The 18,369-nt window shown below is 70.4% G+C and carries 15 protein-coding genes; 10 read left to right on the plus strand and 5 right to left on the minus strand.

All coding sequences use genetic code 11. From position 1 onward, the window contains the following. Positions 1-3 precede the first annotated feature (3 nt). From ACFLIM_RS42725 to ACFLIM_RS42735, 3 genes are read right to left on the minus strand one after another with little or no spacing between them, the layout of a single operon-like run. Positions 4-2,466 (minus strand): polynucleotide kinase-phosphatase, encoded by a 2,463-nt coding sequence (locus ACFLIM_RS42725; protein ID WP_393175157.1) that lies wholly within the window; start codon positions 2,464-2,466, stop codon positions 4-6. Continuing rightward, positions 2,450-3,931, minus strand: a complete 1,482-nt coding sequence (locus ACFLIM_RS42730; RefSeq protein WP_393175159.1) for a 3' terminal RNA ribose 2'-O-methyltransferase Hen1 — start codon at positions 3,929-3,931, stop codon at positions 2,450-2,452. Before ACFLIM_RS42730 ends, ACFLIM_RS42725 begins: the two co-directional genes overlap by 17 nt. Positions 3,932-3,975: 44 nt before the next feature. Continuing rightward, a complete protein-coding gene (locus ACFLIM_RS42735; protein WP_393175161.1) occupies positions 3,976-4,890 on the minus strand; it encodes an LLM class F420-dependent oxidoreductase in 915 nt (304 codons plus the stop codon). 134 nt (positions 4,891-5,024) lie between these two features. Between ACFLIM_RS42735 and ACFLIM_RS42740 the strand changes: the two genes are divergently transcribed. The 10 genes from ACFLIM_RS42740 to ACFLIM_RS42785 all read left to right on the plus strand — a co-directional run bounded on the left by ACFLIM_RS42740 (position 5,025) and on the right by ACFLIM_RS42785 (position 17,105). Beyond that, positions 5,025-6,029: a hypothetical protein gene (locus ACFLIM_RS42740; RefSeq protein ID WP_393175163.1), complete on the plus strand. Its 1,005-nt coding sequence runs from the start codon at positions 5,025-5,027 to the stop codon at positions 6,027-6,029. Between the two features lie 35 nt (positions 6,030-6,064). Next, positions 6,065-7,183 (plus strand): sensor histidine kinase, encoded by a 1,119-nt coding sequence (locus tag ACFLIM_RS42745; RefSeq protein ID WP_393175165.1) that lies wholly within the window; start codon positions 6,065-6,067, stop codon positions 7,181-7,183. Further along, complete coding sequence (locus ACFLIM_RS42750; protein ID WP_393175167.1) at positions 7,180-8,277, plus strand: sensor histidine kinase; 1,098 nt, start codon at positions 7,180-7,182, stop codon at positions 8,275-8,277. The genes ACFLIM_RS42745 and ACFLIM_RS42750 overlap by 4 nt, the downstream gene beginning before the upstream one ends. Next, a complete protein-coding gene (locus ACFLIM_RS42755; RefSeq protein ID WP_393175271.1) occupies positions 8,277-8,873 on the plus strand; it encodes a response regulator transcription factor in 597 nt (198 codons plus the stop codon). Before ACFLIM_RS42750 ends, ACFLIM_RS42755 begins: the two co-directional genes overlap by 1 nt. A 365-nt stretch (positions 8,874-9,238) precedes the next feature. Continuing rightward, positions 9,239-10,996, plus strand: a complete 1,758-nt coding sequence (locus ACFLIM_RS42760) for an ABC transporter substrate-binding protein (protein ID WP_393175169.1) — start codon at positions 9,239-9,241, stop codon at positions 10,994-10,996. Between the two features lie 64 nt (positions 10,997-11,060). After that, positions 11,061-12,056: an ABC transporter permease gene (locus tag ACFLIM_RS42765; RefSeq protein ID WP_393175171.1), complete on the plus strand. Its 996-nt coding sequence runs from the start codon at positions 11,061-11,063 to the stop codon at positions 12,054-12,056. Then, on the plus strand, positions 12,053-12,937 hold the full coding sequence (locus ACFLIM_RS42770) for an ABC transporter permease (RefSeq protein WP_393175173.1): 885 nt from the start codon (positions 12,053-12,055) through the stop codon (positions 12,935-12,937). Before ACFLIM_RS42765 ends, ACFLIM_RS42770 begins: the two co-directional genes overlap by 4 nt. Further along, positions 12,934-13,875 carry an ABC transporter ATP-binding protein gene (locus tag ACFLIM_RS42775; RefSeq protein ID WP_393175175.1) on the plus strand — a complete coding sequence of 314 codons (942 nt, stop codon included), beginning with the start codon at positions 12,934-12,936 and terminating at the stop codon, positions 13,873-13,875. Before ACFLIM_RS42770 ends, ACFLIM_RS42775 begins: the two co-directional genes overlap by 4 nt. Continuing rightward, positions 13,875-14,753, plus strand: coding sequence for an ATP-binding cassette domain-containing protein (locus ACFLIM_RS42780; RefSeq protein WP_393175273.1), 879 nt, complete (start codon positions 13,875-13,877; stop codon positions 14,751-14,753). Before ACFLIM_RS42775 ends, ACFLIM_RS42780 begins: the two co-directional genes overlap by 1 nt. A 9-nt stretch (positions 14,754-14,762) precedes the next feature. Then, complete coding sequence (locus tag ACFLIM_RS42785; RefSeq protein ID WP_393175177.1) at positions 14,763-17,105, plus strand: glycoside hydrolase family 2 protein; 2,343 nt, start codon at positions 14,763-14,765, stop codon at positions 17,103-17,105. Here ACFLIM_RS42785 and ACFLIM_RS42790 read toward each other — a convergent pair. Together ACFLIM_RS42790 and ACFLIM_RS42795 are read right to left on the minus strand one after the other, a co-directional pair. Further along, positions 17,095-17,775, minus strand: coding sequence for a DUF6879 family protein (locus tag ACFLIM_RS42790; protein ID WP_393175179.1), 681 nt, complete (start codon positions 17,773-17,775; stop codon positions 17,095-17,097). The two genes, ACFLIM_RS42785 and ACFLIM_RS42790, sit on opposite strands and share 11 nt — an antisense overlap. 88 nt (positions 17,776-17,863) lie before the next feature. Beyond that, positions 17,864-18,346, minus strand: coding sequence for a DUF1707 SHOCT-like domain-containing protein (locus ACFLIM_RS42795; protein ID WP_393175181.1), 483 nt, complete (start codon positions 18,344-18,346; stop codon positions 17,864-17,866). Positions 18,347-18,369: the final 23 nt, after the last annotated feature.

Here is an 18,369-nt window from a genome sequence, read left to right on the forward strand (position 1 = left end):
CCGTCAAAGCCGGGGGTCGACGGGCTCCGACTCCAGGGCCAGCACGGCGAAGACCGGCTCGTGCACGCGCCAGCCCGCCTCGCCGTCCGCCAGCCGCGACAGCGCCTCCAGGCCGAGCGCGTGCTCGCGCAGCGCCATCGAGCGCTTCTTGCCCAGGAACCGCCGGCGCAGCACGTCGAGCGACTCGGTGTAGTCGGGGCCGTAGATGATCCGCAGGTATTCGCGGCCCCGGACCTTGACCCCCGGCTGCACCCGCCCAGGCACGTGGCTGGCGGGCTTGACCACCATGCCCTCGCCGCCCGCCGCCGTCAGGGACTCCCACCAGGCGGTCGCCGCGGCCCTGGACTCGGGCGAGTCGAGGGTGACGAAGACGTGCTCGGTCCTGGTGATCAGCGGCGAGTCGAGCAGCGCCAGCGTGTTCAGGTGCCAGGCGTGCGGCTCCAGCGCCGTGGCCCGCCCCTCGCAGGCCAGGATCTGGAACGGCGCCAGCCTGACGCCTTCGAGACCGTCGACCGGCCAGCAATAGCGTGCGTACGCGTCGCGGAACAGGGCAGCGTTACCGGAGCGGCGCCGGGTGCGGGTCAGCAGATCGCCCACATCCAGTCCGCGCCCGGCCGCCGCCTCCAGGGCCGAGACCGCCTCGGGCAGCGCGGCGCGGGCGGCCGCCCCGACGGAGGCGTACTGCGACCTGATCAGCTCGCCGGCCTTCGCCGACCAGGGCAGCAGCTCGCAGTCGAGCACCACCCAGTCGGAGCCGAGCTCGGCCCACAGCGGTTCGCACGCCTCGCGCAGCCGCGTGACCAGCGGCGTCATGTCGTTGAAGAACGGCCGCCCGGTGCGGGTGTAGACGGCGCCGGTGCTGCCGTCCGCCACGCCGAACCTGGCCGCGGCCACCTCGGGCGTCCTGGCCAGCACAGCCACGGCCCGCGAGCCCATGTGCTTCTCCTCGCACACGACCTCGCGCACCCCGGCGGCGGCGAACTCCTCGAACGCCTCGTGCGGGTGCTCCAGGTAGCCGTCGAGCCGGGAGGTCTCCGGCGGGGCCATGGTGGGCGGCAGGTAGACCAGCCAGCGCGGGTCCACCGCGAACCTGCTCATGACCTCCAGGGCCGCGGCGGAGTTCTCCTCCATGACCTTGACCCTGGGGCCGAACCTGGTCTCGACATAGCGGGTGCCGATCACGTCGGTGATGGCCAGCATGCCCGGGTCGCGGCCATGGGCGTCGCCGAGCGGCTTGGCCGGCTCGTACCAGACCTTCTCCGCCGGGACCTGGACGATCTGGCGTTCCGGGTAGCGCAGGGCGGTCAGGTGGCCGCCGAACACGCAGCCGGTGTCGAGGCAGATCGTGTTGTTGACCCACTCGGGCCTGATCGTGGGCGTGTGGCCGTAGACGACCATGGCCCGGCCGCGGTAGTCGTCGGCCCACGGGTAGCGGACCGGCAGGCCGTACTCGTCGGTCTCGCCGGTCGTGTCGCCGTAGAGAGCGAAGGATCGGACGCGGCCGGAGGCGCGGCCGTGGTAGGACTCCTTGAGCCCGGCGTGCGCGACGACGAGCCGGCCGCCGTCGAGCCGGTAGTGGCTGAGCAGGCCGTCCATGAACGTCCTGGCCTGCTCCACGAACTCGGGCGGCTGCGCGGCGAGCTGGTCGAGCGACTCCTGCAGGCCGTGCGCGACCGTGACCTTGCGGCCGTTGAGCGCGCGTACCAGCTTCTGCTCGTGGTTGCCGGCCACGCAGATCGCGGTGCCGGCCTCGACCATGTCCATGACCAGCCGCAGCACCCCGGGTGTGTCGGGGCCGCGGTCCACCAGGTCGCCGACGAACACGGCGGTACGGCCCTCGGGATGCGTCAGGCCCTGCCAGCCGAGCGCGCGCAGCAGGGTCTCCAGCTCCGAACGGCAGCCGTGCACATCGCCGATGAGGTCGAACGGACCGGTCAGCTCCGTCTTGTCGGACCACGCCTTCTCGTACGTGATCGCGGCGCTCTCGACCTCGTCGAGGCCGCGCAGCACGTGGACCCGCCTGAACCCGTCGTTGGAGATCTTGCCGAGCGAGCGGCGCAGGTCCTTGCGCTGCCGGATCACCACGCCGGGGCCGAAGTCGCGGTCGGGGCGGGTGGCGTTGCGCTCGATGGCCACCTCTTCGGGCACGTCGAGGACGATCGCGTCGGCCAGCACGTCGTGCCGCTTGGCCAGGTCGAGCAGGCTCCGGCGGGCGGCGTACTGGACGTTGGTGGCGTCGACCACGGTGAACAGGCCCCTGGCCAGGCGCACGCCGACGATGTGGTGCAGCAGGTCGAACGCCGCGGGGGTGGCCGACTGGTCGTTCTCGTCGTCGGAGACCAGGCCGCGGCAGAAGTCGGAGGAGATGACCTGCGTGGGCTTGAAGTGCTTCGCCGCGAACGTGGACTTGCCGCTGCCCGACACGCCGACGAGCACCACGAGGGAGAGCTCAGGAACGCTGATCACGGGTGAACACTCCCATCTGGGTCGGCGGGCCGACCTCCGGGTCTTCGTCGCCTACCGGCTCGAACGCGACGCTGTAGCCGTATCGCGTGGCCACCTTCGACGCCCACGCGGTGAACTCGGCGCGGGTCCACTCGAAGCGGTGGTCGGGGTGGCGCAGCCCGGTCAGGAACTCGTAGCGGACGTTGTGCTCGATGTTGGGGGTGGTGACGAGCACGTGCTGGGGCTTGGCGTGGCCGAACACGACGCGTTCGAGCGCCTCCAGGCGCGGCGGGTCGACGTGCTCGACGACCTCCATGAGCACTGCGGCGTCGTAGCCGGACAGGCGCTTGTCGGTGTACGTGAGCGCGCCCTGGAACAGGGTGAGCCTGGCGCGCTTGGTGTCGGGCATGCGGTCGAGGCGCAGCTTGCGGGCGGCGATGGTGAGCGCCATCGACGAGACGTCCATGCCGCCGACCCTGGCGAACCTGGGCCTGGCCAGCAGCGCGCCGACCAGCTCACCCTGGCCGCAACCCAGGTCGATCACGCTGACCGCGCCCAGCTCTGCCAGCTTGGCGAGCACGGCTTCGCGGCGGCGTACGTTGAGCGCCTTGGGCTTGGCGGGCTCGGGCTCGGGCTCGGGCGCCTGCACGTCAGGCGCGTCGGCCTCGGCGGCGGCCGGTTCGCCGGACGCCGTCTCCTCAGCGGGCGGCTCCTCCTCGACCGCGGGCTCCAGCTGCTCCTCCGTCTCGTCTCCCAGCTCGGCTAGCCGGGCCAGCGCCGTGCGGGCCAGGGCCCAGCGCCGTCCTAGGTAGCGCCGGGTGATCAGCCCGCGCTCCGGATGCCCGTGCAGCCATCCCTCACCGGCCCTGATCAGCTTGTCGACCTCGTCGGGCGCGATCCAGTAGTGCTTGCCGTCGTCGAGCACCGGCAGCAGCACGTAGAGGTGGTTGAGCGCGTCTGCCAGCCGGGCGGTGCCGCGGAGAGCGATCCGGACATATCGCGACTCGCCCCACTCGGGAAAGCCCTCGTCGAGCGGTAACGCCTGCGCGTCCACCTCCCACCCGAGCGGCTCGAACAGCCGCCGCGCCAGCTCCGGCCCGCCGCGGCAGGGCAGCGCGGGCAGCCGCAGCTCCAGCGGCAGCGCCGAGCCCGGCAGCTCGGGCCTGGCCTTGCACCGGCCTGCCCGCGCCGTGCGGAACACGTCGGCCAGCGCCACGGCCAGCAGCGAGGAGGCCGCATAGGGGCGGTCGTTGACGTACTGCGACAGGCTGAAGTCGGGCGAGTTCCTGCCCCGCGACCTGACCAGCGCGATCGGGTCGACTTCGAGCATGAGCGCCACCGTGCAACGGTCCTCGCCCGCCTCCGGGTAGAACACCGTGGCCGTGCCGAACGACTGGCCGAACTCCTGCACCCGCTCGGGATGCTTGTGCAGGAGAAACCCCAGGTCGGTGGCGGGCCTCGCGGTGGTCGTGATCGTCAGCAGCACGTCCCAAGTCTGCCGTAACCCCGAGAAGCGCCGCCATCCGATTACTACACGTGCGGGAGCACCTCGGCCGCGATCAACTCGAGGTGTTCCAGGTCGGCCAGGTCCATGATCTGCAGGTAGACCCGCTCGGCCCCCAGCTCGGCGAACTTCCCGATCTTCGCCAGCACCTCGGCCGGGGTGCCGGCCAGGCCGGCCTCGCCCAGGTTGCCGGGGTTCTCGCCGATGGCGGCCACGCGCCGCTCGACCTCCGCGCGGTCGGCGCCCACGACGGTGGTCTGCGCCACCGAGAACCGCACGGTACGCCCGGTCTCCGCACACGCCTCGCGTACCCGCTCGAACGCCTCAGCGGTGTCGGCCACCGTACGGAACGGCACGTTGTACTCGTCCGCGTACGCCGCCGCCAGCCGTGGTGTGCGCCTGGTCCCGAAGCCGCCGATGATGATCGGCGGCCTGGGCTGCTGGACAGGCTTGGGCAGCGCGGGCGAATCGACGAGCCGGTAGTAGCGGCCGTCGAAGGAGTAGCTCTTCTCCGCCGTCCACAATCCGGTGATGATCTCCAGTTGCTCCTCGAAACGGCCGAACCGCTCGCCCACCGGCGGGAACGGGATGCCATACGCGGAGTGCTCCCCGTCGAACCAGCCGGTGCCGAAGCCCAGCTCGATCCGGCCGCCGCTCATCTGGTCCACCTGGGCGACGCTGATCGCCAGCGGCCCGGGCAGCCGGAACGTGGCCGGCGACACCAGGGTGCCCAGCCGGATCCGGGACGTCTCCCTGGCCAGGGCCGCAAGAGTCACCCACGCGTCGGTCGAGCCGGGGCCCGCATCGCCGGAGCCGATGCGTTGGTAGTGGTCGGAACGGAAGAAAGCGTCAAAACCCAGCCGTTCGGTGGCCTGGGCGACGGCGAGCAGGTCGTCATATGTCGCGCCCTGCTGGGGCTCGGTGAAGATCCGCAGCTTCATGCCCACATTATCCGCACACAACGGACGCGTACCGGAAAAGGCCCGCGCCACGCCGTACGTGCTTGCTAGCGTTCACGACGCCAAGCGCCGTACGTAGCCGACCGATCACATGCTGCTCTCATTGGGGGTGGCCTATGCCACGGCACAAGAGGGAGCCCGGCCTGCTCCCGCGCCCTCTCGCGATCCTGGGCGCGCTCGCGCTCACCGGCGCCACGGGCGTCGCGGTCCGCCTGCTTCCCGCGGGCGCCGCGCCCCCGCCCAAGCCGCCGCCGGTGGCGAGGCACTCCCCTACCGCCTCGTCACCGGTGGCATCTCCGGCCGCCGCGTTCTCCGGGTTCGTCGGGTTCGTCGACATCGCCCGGGAGCCCGGCTTCGACCTGCCCAAAGAGTCGCGCCGCACCGGAGTCCGCAGGTACGCCCTGGGCCACCTGGTCGCGGGCGGCGACGGTTGCGCCCCCAAATGGGCGGGCACCCTGGATCCCGGCAGGAACCCGGTGGCCAACGGGATCGGCCGGCTCAGGGCGCTGGGCGGCGACGCCGCTCCCGTCTTCGGCGGCCCCGGCGGCAGGGAGCTGGCCGTCACCTGCGTCCGGCCGGGCGGTCTCGCCACCGCCTACCGCAGGGTGGTCGGGGCGTTCGACGCGGGTTCCATCGACTTCGAGGTCCGCGACAGCAAGGACAGGGCCGCGGTGCTGCGCAGGGCCAGGGCCATCCAGGCCATGCAGCACGAGCGACGGCTGCGGGTGAGCTTCACGCTGCCGCTGAAGTCGTACGGGCTGGGTGCGGGCGACGTCGCGATGTTGCGGGCCACCCGGCGGGCGGGCGCCGAGGTCGGCACCGTCAACCTGCTGGCCGCCATCGAGCCGCGCGCCGCGTCCGACGGCCGCCTGCACAGGGTGGCGGCGGCCGTGCGCGCGGCCAGGGACCAGATCGCGCGGGCCCAGGGCCTGGCGGACCCGGACGAGGCGTGGCGGCGCGTCGCGCTGACCCCGGTGCTGGCGCGCGAGGGCGACCTGAGCGAGCTCGACGCCCGCAAGCTGGCCGCCTACGCCGCCCGCCACGGGCTGGCCTGGTTGTCACTGCGCGGCGTCGCGCCCCCGCCCCGCGTGTCGCGAATTCTTTGGCGGGCTCCGCCATGACTATAGGATTTCCTTACTCACCCGGGGGAGGCGTGATGGCGACGCGGCCGGAGACGGCGCGGAAGATCCTGCTCTACTGGATGGACGCCATGGTGGCCCTCATGGGCGTCATTTTCCTGACGCTCACCGCCCTGCACGCGGCGAACGGCCGGATCTCCGCCCCGAACGCGGCGATCGTCATCGTGTGCCTGCTCGGATTCTTCGGGATCTTCCCCTTCCTGCTCAGAGATGCCTACGAGTCCCGCCCGCGGCCGACGCCGAAGCTGATGATCGCGGGGCTGTTGGCGGTGGGCGCGGTGCTGCTCCTGCCGTCCCAGCCGATGGATGGCACGGCCACCTGGCTGGAGGTCGGCATCCTGTGGCTGTCCGCCGCCGCCCTCTACGTGCCCCTGGCCGTGACCGCCTGCCTCGGAGCGGTCGTGGTCGGCCTGGTCAGCGGTTACGTCGTGGTCATCACCGGCGAGGCGTGGCCGGGCGTGCTGATCCCGGAGGCGGTCAGCGCAGTCGCCCTGACCGGGGCCATGCTGCTCTGGCGCTGGCTCTGGTGGACGATCAGGGACGCCCACGACAGCAAGGAGGCCAAGGCCAGGCTGGCGGTGTCGGAAGAGCGGCTGCGCTTCGCCCGTGACCTGCACGACCTGCTCGGGCACAGCCTGTCGGTCATCACGCTGAAGAGCGAGCTGGCCGCCAAGCTGGCGACCAAGGACGCCGGGCGGGCGGCGGCGGAGATGGCCGAGGTAGGCCAGCTCGCCGGCGACTCGCTGGCCAGGGTGCAGCGGGCGGTGCACGGCTACCAGGCGCTCGACCTGGACGAGGAGCTGGCCGGAGTGCGGGCCGCGCTGGAGGCGGCGGGCGCTCGCTGTGTGATCGACGCCAGGGCCGACGGTCTCTCGCCCGCCGCCAGGACGCTGCTGGCGTGGGCGGTGCGCGAAGGGGCCACGAACGTCCTGAAGCACAGCACGGCCACGCGCTGCGCGATCACGATCGACGGCGGCGTGCTCGAGATGCTCAACGACGGCGTGACCGCGCGACCGTCCGCTCCGGGCAACGGCCTGCGCGGCCTGTCCGAGCGGCTGGCCACGGCGGGCGGCTCGTTCTCCGCGGCGCCCACTCCGGCAGGCGAGTTCCTGCTGCGCGCGGCGGTGCCCGCATGAGCCGGCTCTCCCGGGCGACGAAGCTGGACAAGGTCCGCTGGCTGATCGTCTACTCCACCGACTTCATCCAGGTGTACTCCCTCGTCGGCTACTACGACCTGTACGTCCGCCGGCAGCTCGGGTTGCCGTGGCCGCTGGCCGTGGGCGGTGCCGCCCTGTTGCTGGTCTTCAACGTGCTGGCGACGCGGCCGTTCAGGGTCGCCATCAGAGGGGGCCGGCGCCCCACGGCGATCCTGGCGGTGACCGGGGTCCCCGTCCTGCTCCTGTCCGTCTTCCCGATCATGTGGGTGGTCCCGGTGTGGCTGGGGACGCTGGCGCCGTTCGTCCGCAGGCGTACCGTCATCGTGCTGTCGGTCGGGTCGATCGTGGCCGTCAACCTCTACGTGGGGTTGTTCGGCGGGCTGGTGCTGCAACTGCTCCTGGTGCAGACGGTGCTCACCGTAATCACCGTGGGCGGCGTGCGGGCGAACCTGTGGTTGTGGCGGGTGGCCAAGGAGGCCTACGAAGGGCAGGAGGCGCGGGCCAGGCTGGCGGTCTCGGAGGAGCGGCTGCGCTTCGCCCGTGACCTCAACGACCTGCTCGGGCAGAGCCTCACCGACATCTCGGCCAGGACGGCCGGCGCGGAGGCGACGCTGCGGACGGGCGCTGAGGCGGCCGCCGAGGAGATGTTCGAGGTACGCGACCTGGCCAGGCGGTCGTTGCGCGAGGTGCGCACCGTCGTGCAGAGCTACCGGGCCATCGACCTGGACGAGGTGCTCGCCAGCGTGCGGGCGGTGCTGGAGGCGGCGGACGTACGCTGCACCGTACGCGCGGAGACGGGCTCGCTGACGCCGGAGACCCGCACGCTGCTGGCCACGGTCGTGCGCGAGGGCGCCACCAACGTGCTCAAGCACAGCAAGGCCGAACGCTGCACGATCACGATCGAGGATGGGGTGCTGGAGATGTCCAACGACGGGGTGAGCGGGCCGGTGGGCGAGCACGCGCCGAACGGTCTGGCAGGGCTGGCCCAGCGGGTGCGGGCGGCGGGCGGCACCCTGGAGGGGGAGCCGACGCGCGAAGGCCGCTACCTGCTGCGGGCGGCGGTGCCCGCATGATCATCCGGGTGCTGCTCGCCGACGACGAGCACCTGATCAGGGGCGCCATCGCGGCCCTGCTGGACCTGGAGGACGGCATCGAGGTCATTGCCCAGGTGGGCAGGGGCGACGAGGTCGTGGCCGCGGTGGCCGAGCACCGGCCCGACGTGGCCGTGCTCGACATCGAGATGCCCGGCATGGACGGCCTGAGCGCGGCCGAGCGGATCAGCTCCCAGTGCAAGATCGTCATCCTGACCAGCCTGGGCCGCCCCGGCTACCTGCGCAGGGCCATGGCTGCGGGGGTGAGCGGGTTCCTCGGCAAGGACGCCCCGGCGGAGGAGCTGGCGACGGCGATCCGCAAGGTCCAGGCGGGCGGCCGCTACCTGGACGCGGAGCTGGCCGCCGCGGCGATGGCGGCGGGCGACAGCCCCCTGACCGAGCGGGAGCGGGACGCGCTGCGGCTGGCCGGCGACGGGGCCCCGATCTCCAGGATCGCGGGCGAGCTGCACCTGACCGAGGGCACCGTACGCAACTACCTGTCGAGCGCCATGACCAAGCTCAACGCGCAGAACCGGCTGGAGGCCATCCGCACCGCCCAGCGCATGGGCTGGCTCTGACGCCACCCCGGCGCAGGCCCTGGGGTGCCAGCCGGTTGAACCGGTTAGCCAGGCCGCACCCGGTCTCGGCGTATCGTGCCTGGACGCGCGCATCCTCGGCCGTGGGAGCGTTTGCGAGCGCACGTCTCGAAAGCGTCACGGCTATTGACGGCACGGACATGCGGAATTTACGTTCGCGGTACTTATCCGGTTCAGCACCAGTACTGAAGAGTGATCGCTCACCGGTCCCAATGGCGGGAGCGTGTCGCGTTCTGCATGGGAGCGCTCCCAGAGACAGCGGCGCAGGCCCGCCGGAAAGCCGGCCCATCGGGGTGTCTAGCAGACGTGCGAACCTTCGCGCCGGGCGCGGAGGAAGGAGAGAAGCGATGCGTAACCGGGCTCGGATCATGATCCCGCTCGTGGCGGCGGGCCTGCTCGCCGCGGCCTGCACCGGCGGCGGGTCCACGCCGACCCCGCCGGCCTCCCAAGCGCAGAGCCAGGGCGCGGTGGCCAGTGCCAATCCCGACTCGCTGCCCCGCAACGAGACGCTGTACACGACAGGCACCCAGTGGGGCCCGCCGCCCAACTTCAACCCGATCAGGGAATGGGACTCGGCCGTGGGCACCAAGGGCCTGGTGTACGAGACGATGTTCCACTACGACCCGAACGCGGCCAAGCTCACGCCGTGGCTGGCCGCCAGCGGCACGTGGGTCGACGACACCACCTATGAGGTCAAGCTCCGACCGGGCGTCAAATGGGCCGACGGCCAGCCGTTCACCGCCAAGGACGTCGTCTTCTCCTTCGAGCTCGGCAAGATGGAGACGATCCCGTACCACAACCTGTGGAACTGGCTGAAGAGCGCGGAGGCCACCGACGACCAGACCGTGAAGTTCACCTTCTCCAAGGCCAACTACCAGGAGTGGGACTTCATGCTCTACAGCCGTTCGATCGTGCCCGAGCACATCTGGAAGGGCCGCTCGGAGAAGGACGTGCTCGACGGCGTCAACGAGAACCCGGTGGGCACGGGCGCGTACACGTTCATGAGCAAGGACCAGGACCGCGTGGTCCTGCAGCGGCGCGACGACTGGTGGGGCAAGGCGGCGCTCAACATGGAGCCCAAGCCCCGCTACATCGTCGACATCGCCACCCCGAGCAACGAGGTCGCGATGGGCCTGCTGCTGCAGAAGGGCCTCGACCTGAGCAACAACTTCCTGCCCGGCGTGGCCAACCTGGTGCAGGGGAACTTCGGGCTGACGACGTACTACAACGAGCCGCCGTACATGTTGTCGGCCAACACCGCGTGGCTGGTGCCCAACACGACCAAGAAGCCGATGGACGACGCGGCGTTCCGCAAGGCGCTGGCCTCGTCGATCGACGTCAAGAAGATCGTCGAAGGCGTGTACGGGAACCTCGTCAAGGCCTCCAGCCCGACCGGCCTGCTGCCGCAGTGGGACCAGTTCGTGGACCAGAACGTCGTCGGAAAGTCCGGGTTCGCGTTCGACGCGGCCAAGGCCAAGAAGCTGCTGGCCGACGCCGGGTACAAGGACGGGGACGGCGACGGGTACGTCGAGAACAAGGACGGCTCCAAGATCAGCCTGACCCTCATCGTGCCGTCCGGCTGGACCGACTGGATGGAGTCCGCCAGGTCCATCTCGGCCAGCGCCAAGACCGCCGGCATCCAGATCACCCCCGACTTCCCCGACTTCAACGCGCTGGTGGAGAAGCGCGCCAAGGGCGACTTCGACCTGGTCATCAACAACGAGCGCCAGCTGTCCAACTCGCCGTACACCTACTACGAGTACATGTTCCAGCTCCCGGTCCAGAAGCAGCAGAACACGGTCAACTTCGCCCGGTACGAGAACAAGCAGGCGTGGGACCTCGTCCAGCAGCTCGACCAGGTCAAGACCGACGACGTCGAGAGCATGAAGAAGCTCACCTCCCAGCTCCAGCAGATCCATCTCGACGACATGCCGATCATCCCGCTCTGGTACAACGGCCTGTGGGCGCAGGCCAGCACCAGCGTGTGGAAGAACTGGCCGGCCTCGACCGGCAGCGCCCCCAAGACCGGCGCCGTCATGTGGCGCAACTGGCTCGAACTGGGCGGCTTCGAGACGCTCACCCAGCTCCAGCCCTCCGGCTCCTGACCGGACGAACCTCTCCCTCCGCCCCGCGGCCAAAGGGGCGGAGGGCCTTCACGGAGAGACTCGCGTGCGTCGTTATTTCGGTAGGAAACTCCTCATATACGGACTGACCTTCTTCGTCGCCGTCACGGTCAACTGGATGATCCCGCGCTTCATGCCGGGCGACCCGGTCGCCAGCATGGTCGCCCGGGCCAACGTCGCCAATCCGGCGGCCGTCGAGGCGATGCGCAGCTACTACACCAGCCTCTTCGGCTTCGACCAGCCGCTGTGGCAGCAGTACGTCAACTTCTGGGGTGCGCTGTTCAGGGGCGACTTCGGGCTCAGCATCTGGTTGTTCCCGACACCGGTCAGCACCGTGATCACGGGCGCGGTGCCGTACACGCTGGGGTTGATCATCCCGTCGGTGCTGCTGAGCTGGGTGGTGGGCAACCAGTTCGGCGCGTACGCCGCCCGGCGCAAGCTCCTCGACAACACCGTGCTGCCGATCGGGTACGTGCTGACGGCGATGCCGTATATGTGGCTGGCGGTGCTCCTGGCCTGGGCGCTGGGCGTGATCGCCGGGCTCTTCCCGGTGGCCGGCGGCTACAGCTTCTCGATGCGGCCCAACTGGTCGTGGACGTTCCTGCTGGACCTGGTGCACCACTGGACGCTGCCGTTCCTGTCGCTCTTCCTGGTGGCGCTGGGCGGATGGGCCATCGGCATGCGGAACATGATCATCTACGAGCTGGAGTCCGACTACTCCAACTACCTGGCCGCGCTCGGCGCCCCCGCCAGGCTCATCCGCAGGTATGCCTTCCGCAACGCCGTCCTGCCCCAGATCACCGGTCTGGCCCTGCAACTGGGCGTGCTGGTGGCGGGGGCGCTGGTCACCGAGATCGTCTTCGCCTATCCCGGGCTCGGCAGCCTCATCCTCAAGGCCATCCAGAACAAGGACTTCTTCCTCCTGCAGGGCACGTTCCTGTTCATCGTGCTCGGCGTGCTGATCGCCAACTTCATCATCGACATCGTCTACGTTGTGGTCGATCCGCGCACGCGGGCGGGAATGGCGGGTGCGCAGGCATGACGGCACTCCAGGAAGTCGCCCCGCGCGAGCGGGCCGGGGTGCGGCGCGAGGCGCTCTACTTCGCGGTGCGCAACGGCAAGCTGGTGACCGGGTTCGGCATCGTGATCGTGCTGCTCCTGCTCGGCCTGATCGGGCCCGTGCTGGCCGGCGGCACCCCCAACGAGTACGGCACCCGCCCCATGAGCCCGCCCTCGGGCGAGCACTGGTTCGGCACCACCACCTTCGGCCAGGACATCTTCCTGCAGTTCGTGCACGGGCTGCGCAGCACGTTCGCCGTGGGCGTGATCGGCGGCGGCATCGCGGCGGCCATCGGCATGGTCGTCGGTTTCGTGGCCGGTTACCGGGGCGGCGTGGTCGACGAGATCCTCAACATGCTGACCAACGTCATCCTGGTCATCCCCACCCTGGCCGTGCTGCTGATCATCAACGCGTACCTGGGGATCAGGAGCGTGGCCGTGCAGGGCCTGTTCATCGGGCTGACGCAGTGGCCGTGGGCGGCGCGGGCGATCAGGGCGCAGACGTTCTCGCTGCGTACCAGGGAGTTCGTGGACCTGGCCAGGATGAGCGGCGCGGGCACCTGGAGGATCATCACCAGGGAGATCGCGCCGAACATGAGCTCCTACCTGTTCATGACCTTCATCCTGCTGTTCGGCGGCTCGATCCTCATCGCGTCCTCGCTGGACTTCATCGGCCTCGGCCCCACCGAGGGCGTCTCGCTCGGCCTGATGTTGCAGAACGCCAACCAGTGGAGTGCCCTCCAGCTCGGCCTGTGGTGGTGGTTCGTGCCTCCAGGGGCGGCCATCACCGCCATCGTGGGCGCCCTGTACGTGGCCAACGTCGGGCTCGACGAGGTCTTCAACCCGAAACTGAGGGAGACATGAGTCTGCAGGTCAGCGAGCTGAGGGTGTACTACAGGACGCTCAAGGGCGAGGTGCGCGCGCTCGACGGCATGTCCTTCGAGCTGACCGACGGCGAGATCCTCGGCCTGGTCGGCGAGTCCGGCTGCGGCAAGAGCACGCTGGGCAAGAGCCTCATCCGCATGGACGGCCGCATGCGCCACGTCGGCGGCACGGTCGTGCTCGACGGCGAGGAGCTGCCCATCGACGACGACCGCCGCATGAACGACTACCGCTTCCGCAAGGTCTCCCTCATCCCGCAGTACGCCATGAGCGCGCTCAACCCGACCCGCAAGCTCCGCCGGATGGTCACCGAACTCCTCAAATCCAGGGGCGTGACCGTGGACACCGCCGAGCTGGAGCGCCGGATGGACCAGGTCGGCCTGCCCCGCGAGGTGCTCGACCGCTACCCGATCGAGTTGTCCGGCGGCATGAAGCAGCGCATGGTGATGGTCATCTCCACCCTGCTCGACCCGTCCCTGCTGATCGCCGACGAGGTCACCTCGGCGCTCGACGTCTCCACCCAGAAGTCCGTGGCCCGCGCCCTGCTCGGCTTCCGCGACAGCGGCTACGTCAAGAGCATGATCTTCGTCACCCACGACCTCGCGCTCACCCACCACATCGCCGACACGATCATGGTCATGTACGCGGGCAAGCTCGCCGAGAAGGCGCCCGCCGACGTGATCGTCAAGGCGCCCCGGCATCCGTACACCAGGCTGTTGCTGGACTCCCTGCCGGAGGTCGGCGTGCGCTATGCCGACCGGCGCCTGGAGGGCATCGCCGGCAGCCCGCCCTCCCTGCTGAACCCGCCCACCGGCTGCCGCTTCCGCGACCGCTGCCCGATCGCGGGGGACGAGTGCGCCGAGGACCCGCCGGTGACCGAGCTCGCCCCCGGCCACCACGTCGCCTGCTGGAAGGCATGATGCTCAAACTCGACGACGTCACCAAGGAGTTCAGGATCGGCGCCTTCGGCGGCAAGAGCGTCACCGCCGTCCAGAACGTCAGCTTCGAGGTCGTGCCCGGCGAGGTCGTCTCCCTGATCGGCGAGAGCGGCAGCGGCAAGAGCACGATCGGCCGGATGATCCTCGGCCTGAACCCGGTCACCAGCGGCTCGATCACCTTCAACGACCGCCCGGTGCAGGCGGGCAGGGAGTACTACCGCCACATCCAGGGCATCTTCCAGGACCCCTTCAGCTCCTTCAACCCGGTGTTCAAGGCCGACCGGGTGTTCGCGATGATCAAGGACGCCTACTACCCGGCCGTCCCGGAGCCAGAGTGGGCGGAGCGGGTCGCCGCATCGCTGCGCGACGTGCGGCTCAACCCCGACCAGGTGCTCGGCAAATACCCGCACCAGCTCAGCGGCGGCCAGCTGCAGCGGCTGCTCATCGCCCGCGCGCTGCTGCTGGACATCAAGCTGCTGGTGGCCGACGAGATCACCAGCATGCTGGACGCCTCCACCCGCATCGACGTGCTCAACCTGCTGGCCGAACTGAAGTCCAGGGGCCTCGGTGTGCTCTACATCACGCACGATCTTTCCCTGGGCAACTACCTGGCCGAGCGTACGGTGGTGCTGCGCAGGGGGAGCGTGGTGGAGATGGGGCTGACGGACCGGGTCTTCGGCGACCCGCTGCACCCCTACACGCGTGAGCTGTTGTCGGCCGTGCCGCGCCTGCACGAGGCCTGGGACGACGCCACGCCCGTGGACACCTGCCGCTACCACCGGCGCGGGGGCTCCGGCGGCCTGCTGGAGGCCGAACCCGGTCACTTCGTCGCCTGCGCCCACCTCAGCACCTGCTCATAGGAGACCTACTTGAGTTCGTACCGTCCGCTGCACGACGGCTGGACCCTCACCTCGCACGACCTCGCAGCTACACCCGCGACCGTGCCCGGCTGCGTGCACACCGATCTGCTCGCCGCCGGGCTCATCGACGACCCCTACCTGGACGACAACGAGGACCGGCTGGCCTGGATCGGCCGCACGGAATGGACCTACCGCACCACTTTCACCTGGTCACCTGACGAGCACGAGCGCACGGACCTGGTGTGCGAAGGGCTGGACACGGTCGCCACGCTCACCCTCAACGGGATCCGCCTCGCGAGCACCGCCAACCAGCACCGCTCGTACCGCTTCCCGGTCCGCCACCTGCTGCGCGACGGCGACAACGAGCTGACGGTGCACTTCGGCTCGGCCTACGCCTACGCGGAGGAGCGGCGGGCGGCGCTGGGGGAGCGGCCGGGCGCCTACGACGAGCCCTACCCGTTCATCCGCAAGATGGCCTGCAATTTCGGCTGGGACTGGGGGCCCGCGCTGGTCACGGCCGGAATCTGGCGCCCGATCGGGCTGGAGAGCTGGAGCCGCGCCCGCCTGGCCGAGGTGCGCCCGCTCGCGCACGCCGACGGCACCGTGGACGTGCACGTACGCGTCGAGCGGAGCACCGAGGAGCCGCTCGCCCTGACCGCCGAGATCGCGGGAGTCACGGTCGAAGCACGCCTGGACGGCCGCGCGACCGTCATCCCGCTGCGGGTGCCGGACCCGGAGCTGTGGTGGCCTCGGGGGTACGGTGACCAGCCCCTTTACGACCTGGCTGTCCGCCTCGGCGACGACGAATGGCACGGCAAGATCGGATTCAGATCGGTCGAGCTGGACCGCGAGGCGTTCGGCCTCAAGGTGAACGGCGTCCCGGTCTTCGTCAAAGGCGTCAACTGGATCCCCGACGACTGCTTCCCCACCCGGATCACCAGGGACCGCCTGGCCGAGCGGTTCGGGCAGGCCACGGCCGCCGGGGTCAACCTGCTGCGGGTCTGGGGCGGCGGCCGGTACGAGAGCGACGACTTCTACGACCTGGCCGACGAGCTGGGCCTGCTGGTGTGGCAGGACTTCCCGTTCGCCTGCGCCGCCTACCCGGAGGAGGAGCCGTTCCGCTCGGAGGTCGAGGCCGAGGCCAGGGAGCACGTCTCCAGGCTGGCCCCGCACCCGAGCCTGGTGTTGTGGTGCGGCAACAACGAGAACCTGGAGGGCCACGCCGACTGGGGCTGGCAGGACGAGCTCGAACACCGCAGCTGGGGCGCGGGCTTCTACCACGACCTGCTCCCGTCGATCGTGGCCGAGCTCGACCCCGCCCGCCCGTACTGGCCCGGCAGCCCCTACTCGGGCACGCCGGACGCACCGCCGAACGACCCGGCCAGCGGCACCATCCACATCTGGGACGTCTGGAACCGCGAGGACTACACCCGCTACGCCGCCTACCGGCCGCGGTTCGTGGCCGAGTTCGGCTTCCAGGGCCCACCGGCCTACGCCACCCTGCGCCGGGCCTCCTCCGACGAGCCGCTGACGCCGGACTCCTCGCACCAGAAGGCCATCGACGGCCGGGCCAAGCTGCTGCGCGGGCTCGGCGCGCATCTGCCGCAGCCGGAGACGTTCGACGACTGGCACTACTACACGCAGCTCAACCAGGCGCGGGCGATGGCGTTCGGGGTCGAGCGGTTCCGGTCGCTCATGCCGTACTGCATGGGGACGATCGTCTGGCAGCTCAACGACTGCTGGCCCGTCACGTCCTGGTCGGCGGTCGACGGCGACGCGCGGCGCAAGCCGCTCTGGTACGCGCTGCGCCGCGCCTACGCCGACCGGCTGCTCACCGTCCAGGACGGCGAACTGGCCGTGGTGAACGGCATCGCCGAGCCGTGGTCCGGCGAGTTGCACCTGATCCGGCACAGCCTCACCGGCGAGCCGCTGGCCAAAGAGGTCGTCGCGGTGCACGCGGCGCCGAGGTCGGTGGTCAGGGTGGCCCTGCCGCAGTCCGTCGCCATCCCGGACGACCCCGCCCGCGAGCTGCTCACCGCCCGCCTGGACCACTCCCGCACGCTGGTCTGCTACGCCGAGGACACCGCGATGGCGTTCCCGCCGGCGGCCTACGACGCGCACGTCGAGCGCTCGTCGGGCGGCTACCGGGTGATCGTGACCGCGCTCGGCGTGCTGCGCGAGCTGGCGATCTTCCCCGACCGGCTCGACCCGGACGCGTCCGTGGACGACCAGCTCGTCACGCTGCTGCCGGGCGAGAGCGCCGTCTTCCACGTCACCACCGCGCGGGAGCTGGACACCCGGGCCCTGACGAGCTTCCCCGTCCTGCGCTGCGTCAACGAGGTCAGACCCTGAACTCCTCGGTACGGTGCGCGTAGGCGGGCAACGCGGCCCGCATCTCGTCCGTCACGACCGGCGGCGGCAGCGGCAGGATCTCCCGCTCGTGGAAGTCGAGCACGTCCTCCCCCTCGGCGAACAGCTCCTGGACCAGACGCAGGCAGGGAGACACGACCTCGGGATCGCTGATCCGCCGGCCGCCCCGGCCGCCGCCGTACCGGTCGTACAGGACCTCGTACATCAAGGAGGGAGAGAAGATCACCAGCTCCGGCGCGGGGTCGAGGTCCGCGACCCGCGCGGCCGGGAGCACCCGGCACGGGGAGCCCGCCTGGGCGCGCAGCGCCAGCACGTGCATCTCCCACTGCAGGTACGCGGTGATCGGGAACTCCACCACCCGCACCCGCCTGACCGGCACGCGGTGGCGGAAGAACTCGGCCACCGGCGCCGCCATGCGGTCGGCCAGCTCCAGCGAGCCCGCCCAGTCGCCGTCCATCATGGCCCGCCAGCTCGCCACGTCCGGCTCGTAGAAGTCCTGGGCACGCTCCAGCTTCCACATCGGCTCCGCGCATAACGCATGGTCGCGGTCGAAACCGGCTTGGTACTCCGGCACGTCCAGGACGTGGCCGTCGACGTCGCGGACGGCGGCGAACGGGTTCGTGAGGCGGACCGGAGTGCCCTGCTCGGTCATGCGGCTTTCCCCTTCGCTCTGAAGACCCGCCCAGATCATGAATTGAGCCCCTGGCAGGGTCAAGGCCCAAAACGATCTGGACGGGTCGTCAGCCGCGGTGGTGGAAACGCCGGTGGATCAGTCCGAAGATCATGGCCCCCAGCCACACCACGAACAACACCTTGAAGACGCCGAACCCGCCGAAGATCAGCCCGAGCATCATGAACACGAACAACACGGGCAGAAACGCCCCCGGCCCCCGGCGCCCCCGCCACGGATGCCCGGGGTGTCCGGGGCGGTGCATGTGCCGCTGCGCGTGCCGCATGGCCTGCATCTGCTGCCGCTGCGCGTGCATCGCCTCCCGCCAGTCGTGCCCGTCGTGCTGGGGGATCGGCTCACGGTAGGCTGGTCGCTGCCCCGGCAGGTCGGCCGTGATCTGGGCGAGGTCGCGAGCCGTCTTCGAGGCCAGCGCCCGGTCGAGCCGCTCGTCGAGCTCCTCGTGGGTCAGGCGGCCCTGCGCGAAGTGCTCGCGCAGGGCGGCCATCGTCTGCTCGCGCTCGGCGTCGCCGATGCGGAGATCGTTGTGGTCCATCCCTGGTTCCTCGCTCTCCCCGA

The organism is Nonomuraea marmarensis (assembly GCF_043197025.1).
In the GTDB taxonomy this organism is placed as follows: Bacteria; Actinomycetota; Actinomycetes; order Streptosporangiales; family Streptosporangiaceae; genus Nonomuraea; species Nonomuraea marmarensis.

What these genes read in the sequence shown, in the direction of transcription:
- ACFLIM_RS42740 (WP_393175163.1), top strand. Translation starts at nt 5,025, where the DNA reads ATGCCACGGCACAAGAGGGAGCCCGGCCTGCTCCCGCGCCCTCTCGCG.
- ACFLIM_RS42760 (WP_393175169.1), top strand. Translation starts at nt 9,239, where the DNA reads ATGCGTAACCGGGCTCGGATCATGATCCCGCTCGTGGCGGCGGGCCTG.
- ACFLIM_RS42775 (WP_393175175.1), top strand. Translation starts at nt 12,934, where the DNA reads ATGAGTCTGCAGGTCAGCGAGCTGAGGGTGTACTACAGGACGCTCAAG.
- ACFLIM_RS42745 (WP_393175165.1), top strand. Translation starts at nt 6,065, where the DNA reads ATGGCGACGCGGCCGGAGACGGCGCGGAAGATCCTGCTCTACTGGATG.
- ACFLIM_RS42790 (WP_393175179.1), bottom strand. Translation starts at nt 17,775, where the DNA reads ATGACCGAGCAGGGCACTCCGGTCCGCCTCACGAACCCGTTCGCCGCC.
- ACFLIM_RS42780 (WP_393175273.1), top strand. Translation starts at nt 13,875, where the DNA reads ATGCTCAAACTCGACGACGTCACCAAGGAGTTCAGGATCGGCGCCTTC.
- ACFLIM_RS42750 (WP_393175167.1), top strand. Translation starts at nt 7,180, where the DNA reads ATGAGCCGGCTCTCCCGGGCGACGAAGCTGGACAAGGTCCGCTGGCTG.
- ACFLIM_RS42735 (WP_393175161.1), bottom strand. Translation starts at nt 4,890, where the DNA reads ATGAAGCTGCGGATCTTCACCGAGCCCCAGCAGGGCGCGACATATGAC.
- ACFLIM_RS42770 (WP_393175173.1), top strand. Translation starts at nt 12,053, where the DNA reads ATGACGGCACTCCAGGAAGTCGCCCCGCGCGAGCGGGCCGGGGTGCGG.
- ACFLIM_RS42795 (WP_393175181.1), bottom strand. Translation starts at nt 18,346, where the DNA reads ATGGACCACAACGATCTCCGCATCGGCGACGCCGAGCGCGAGCAGACG.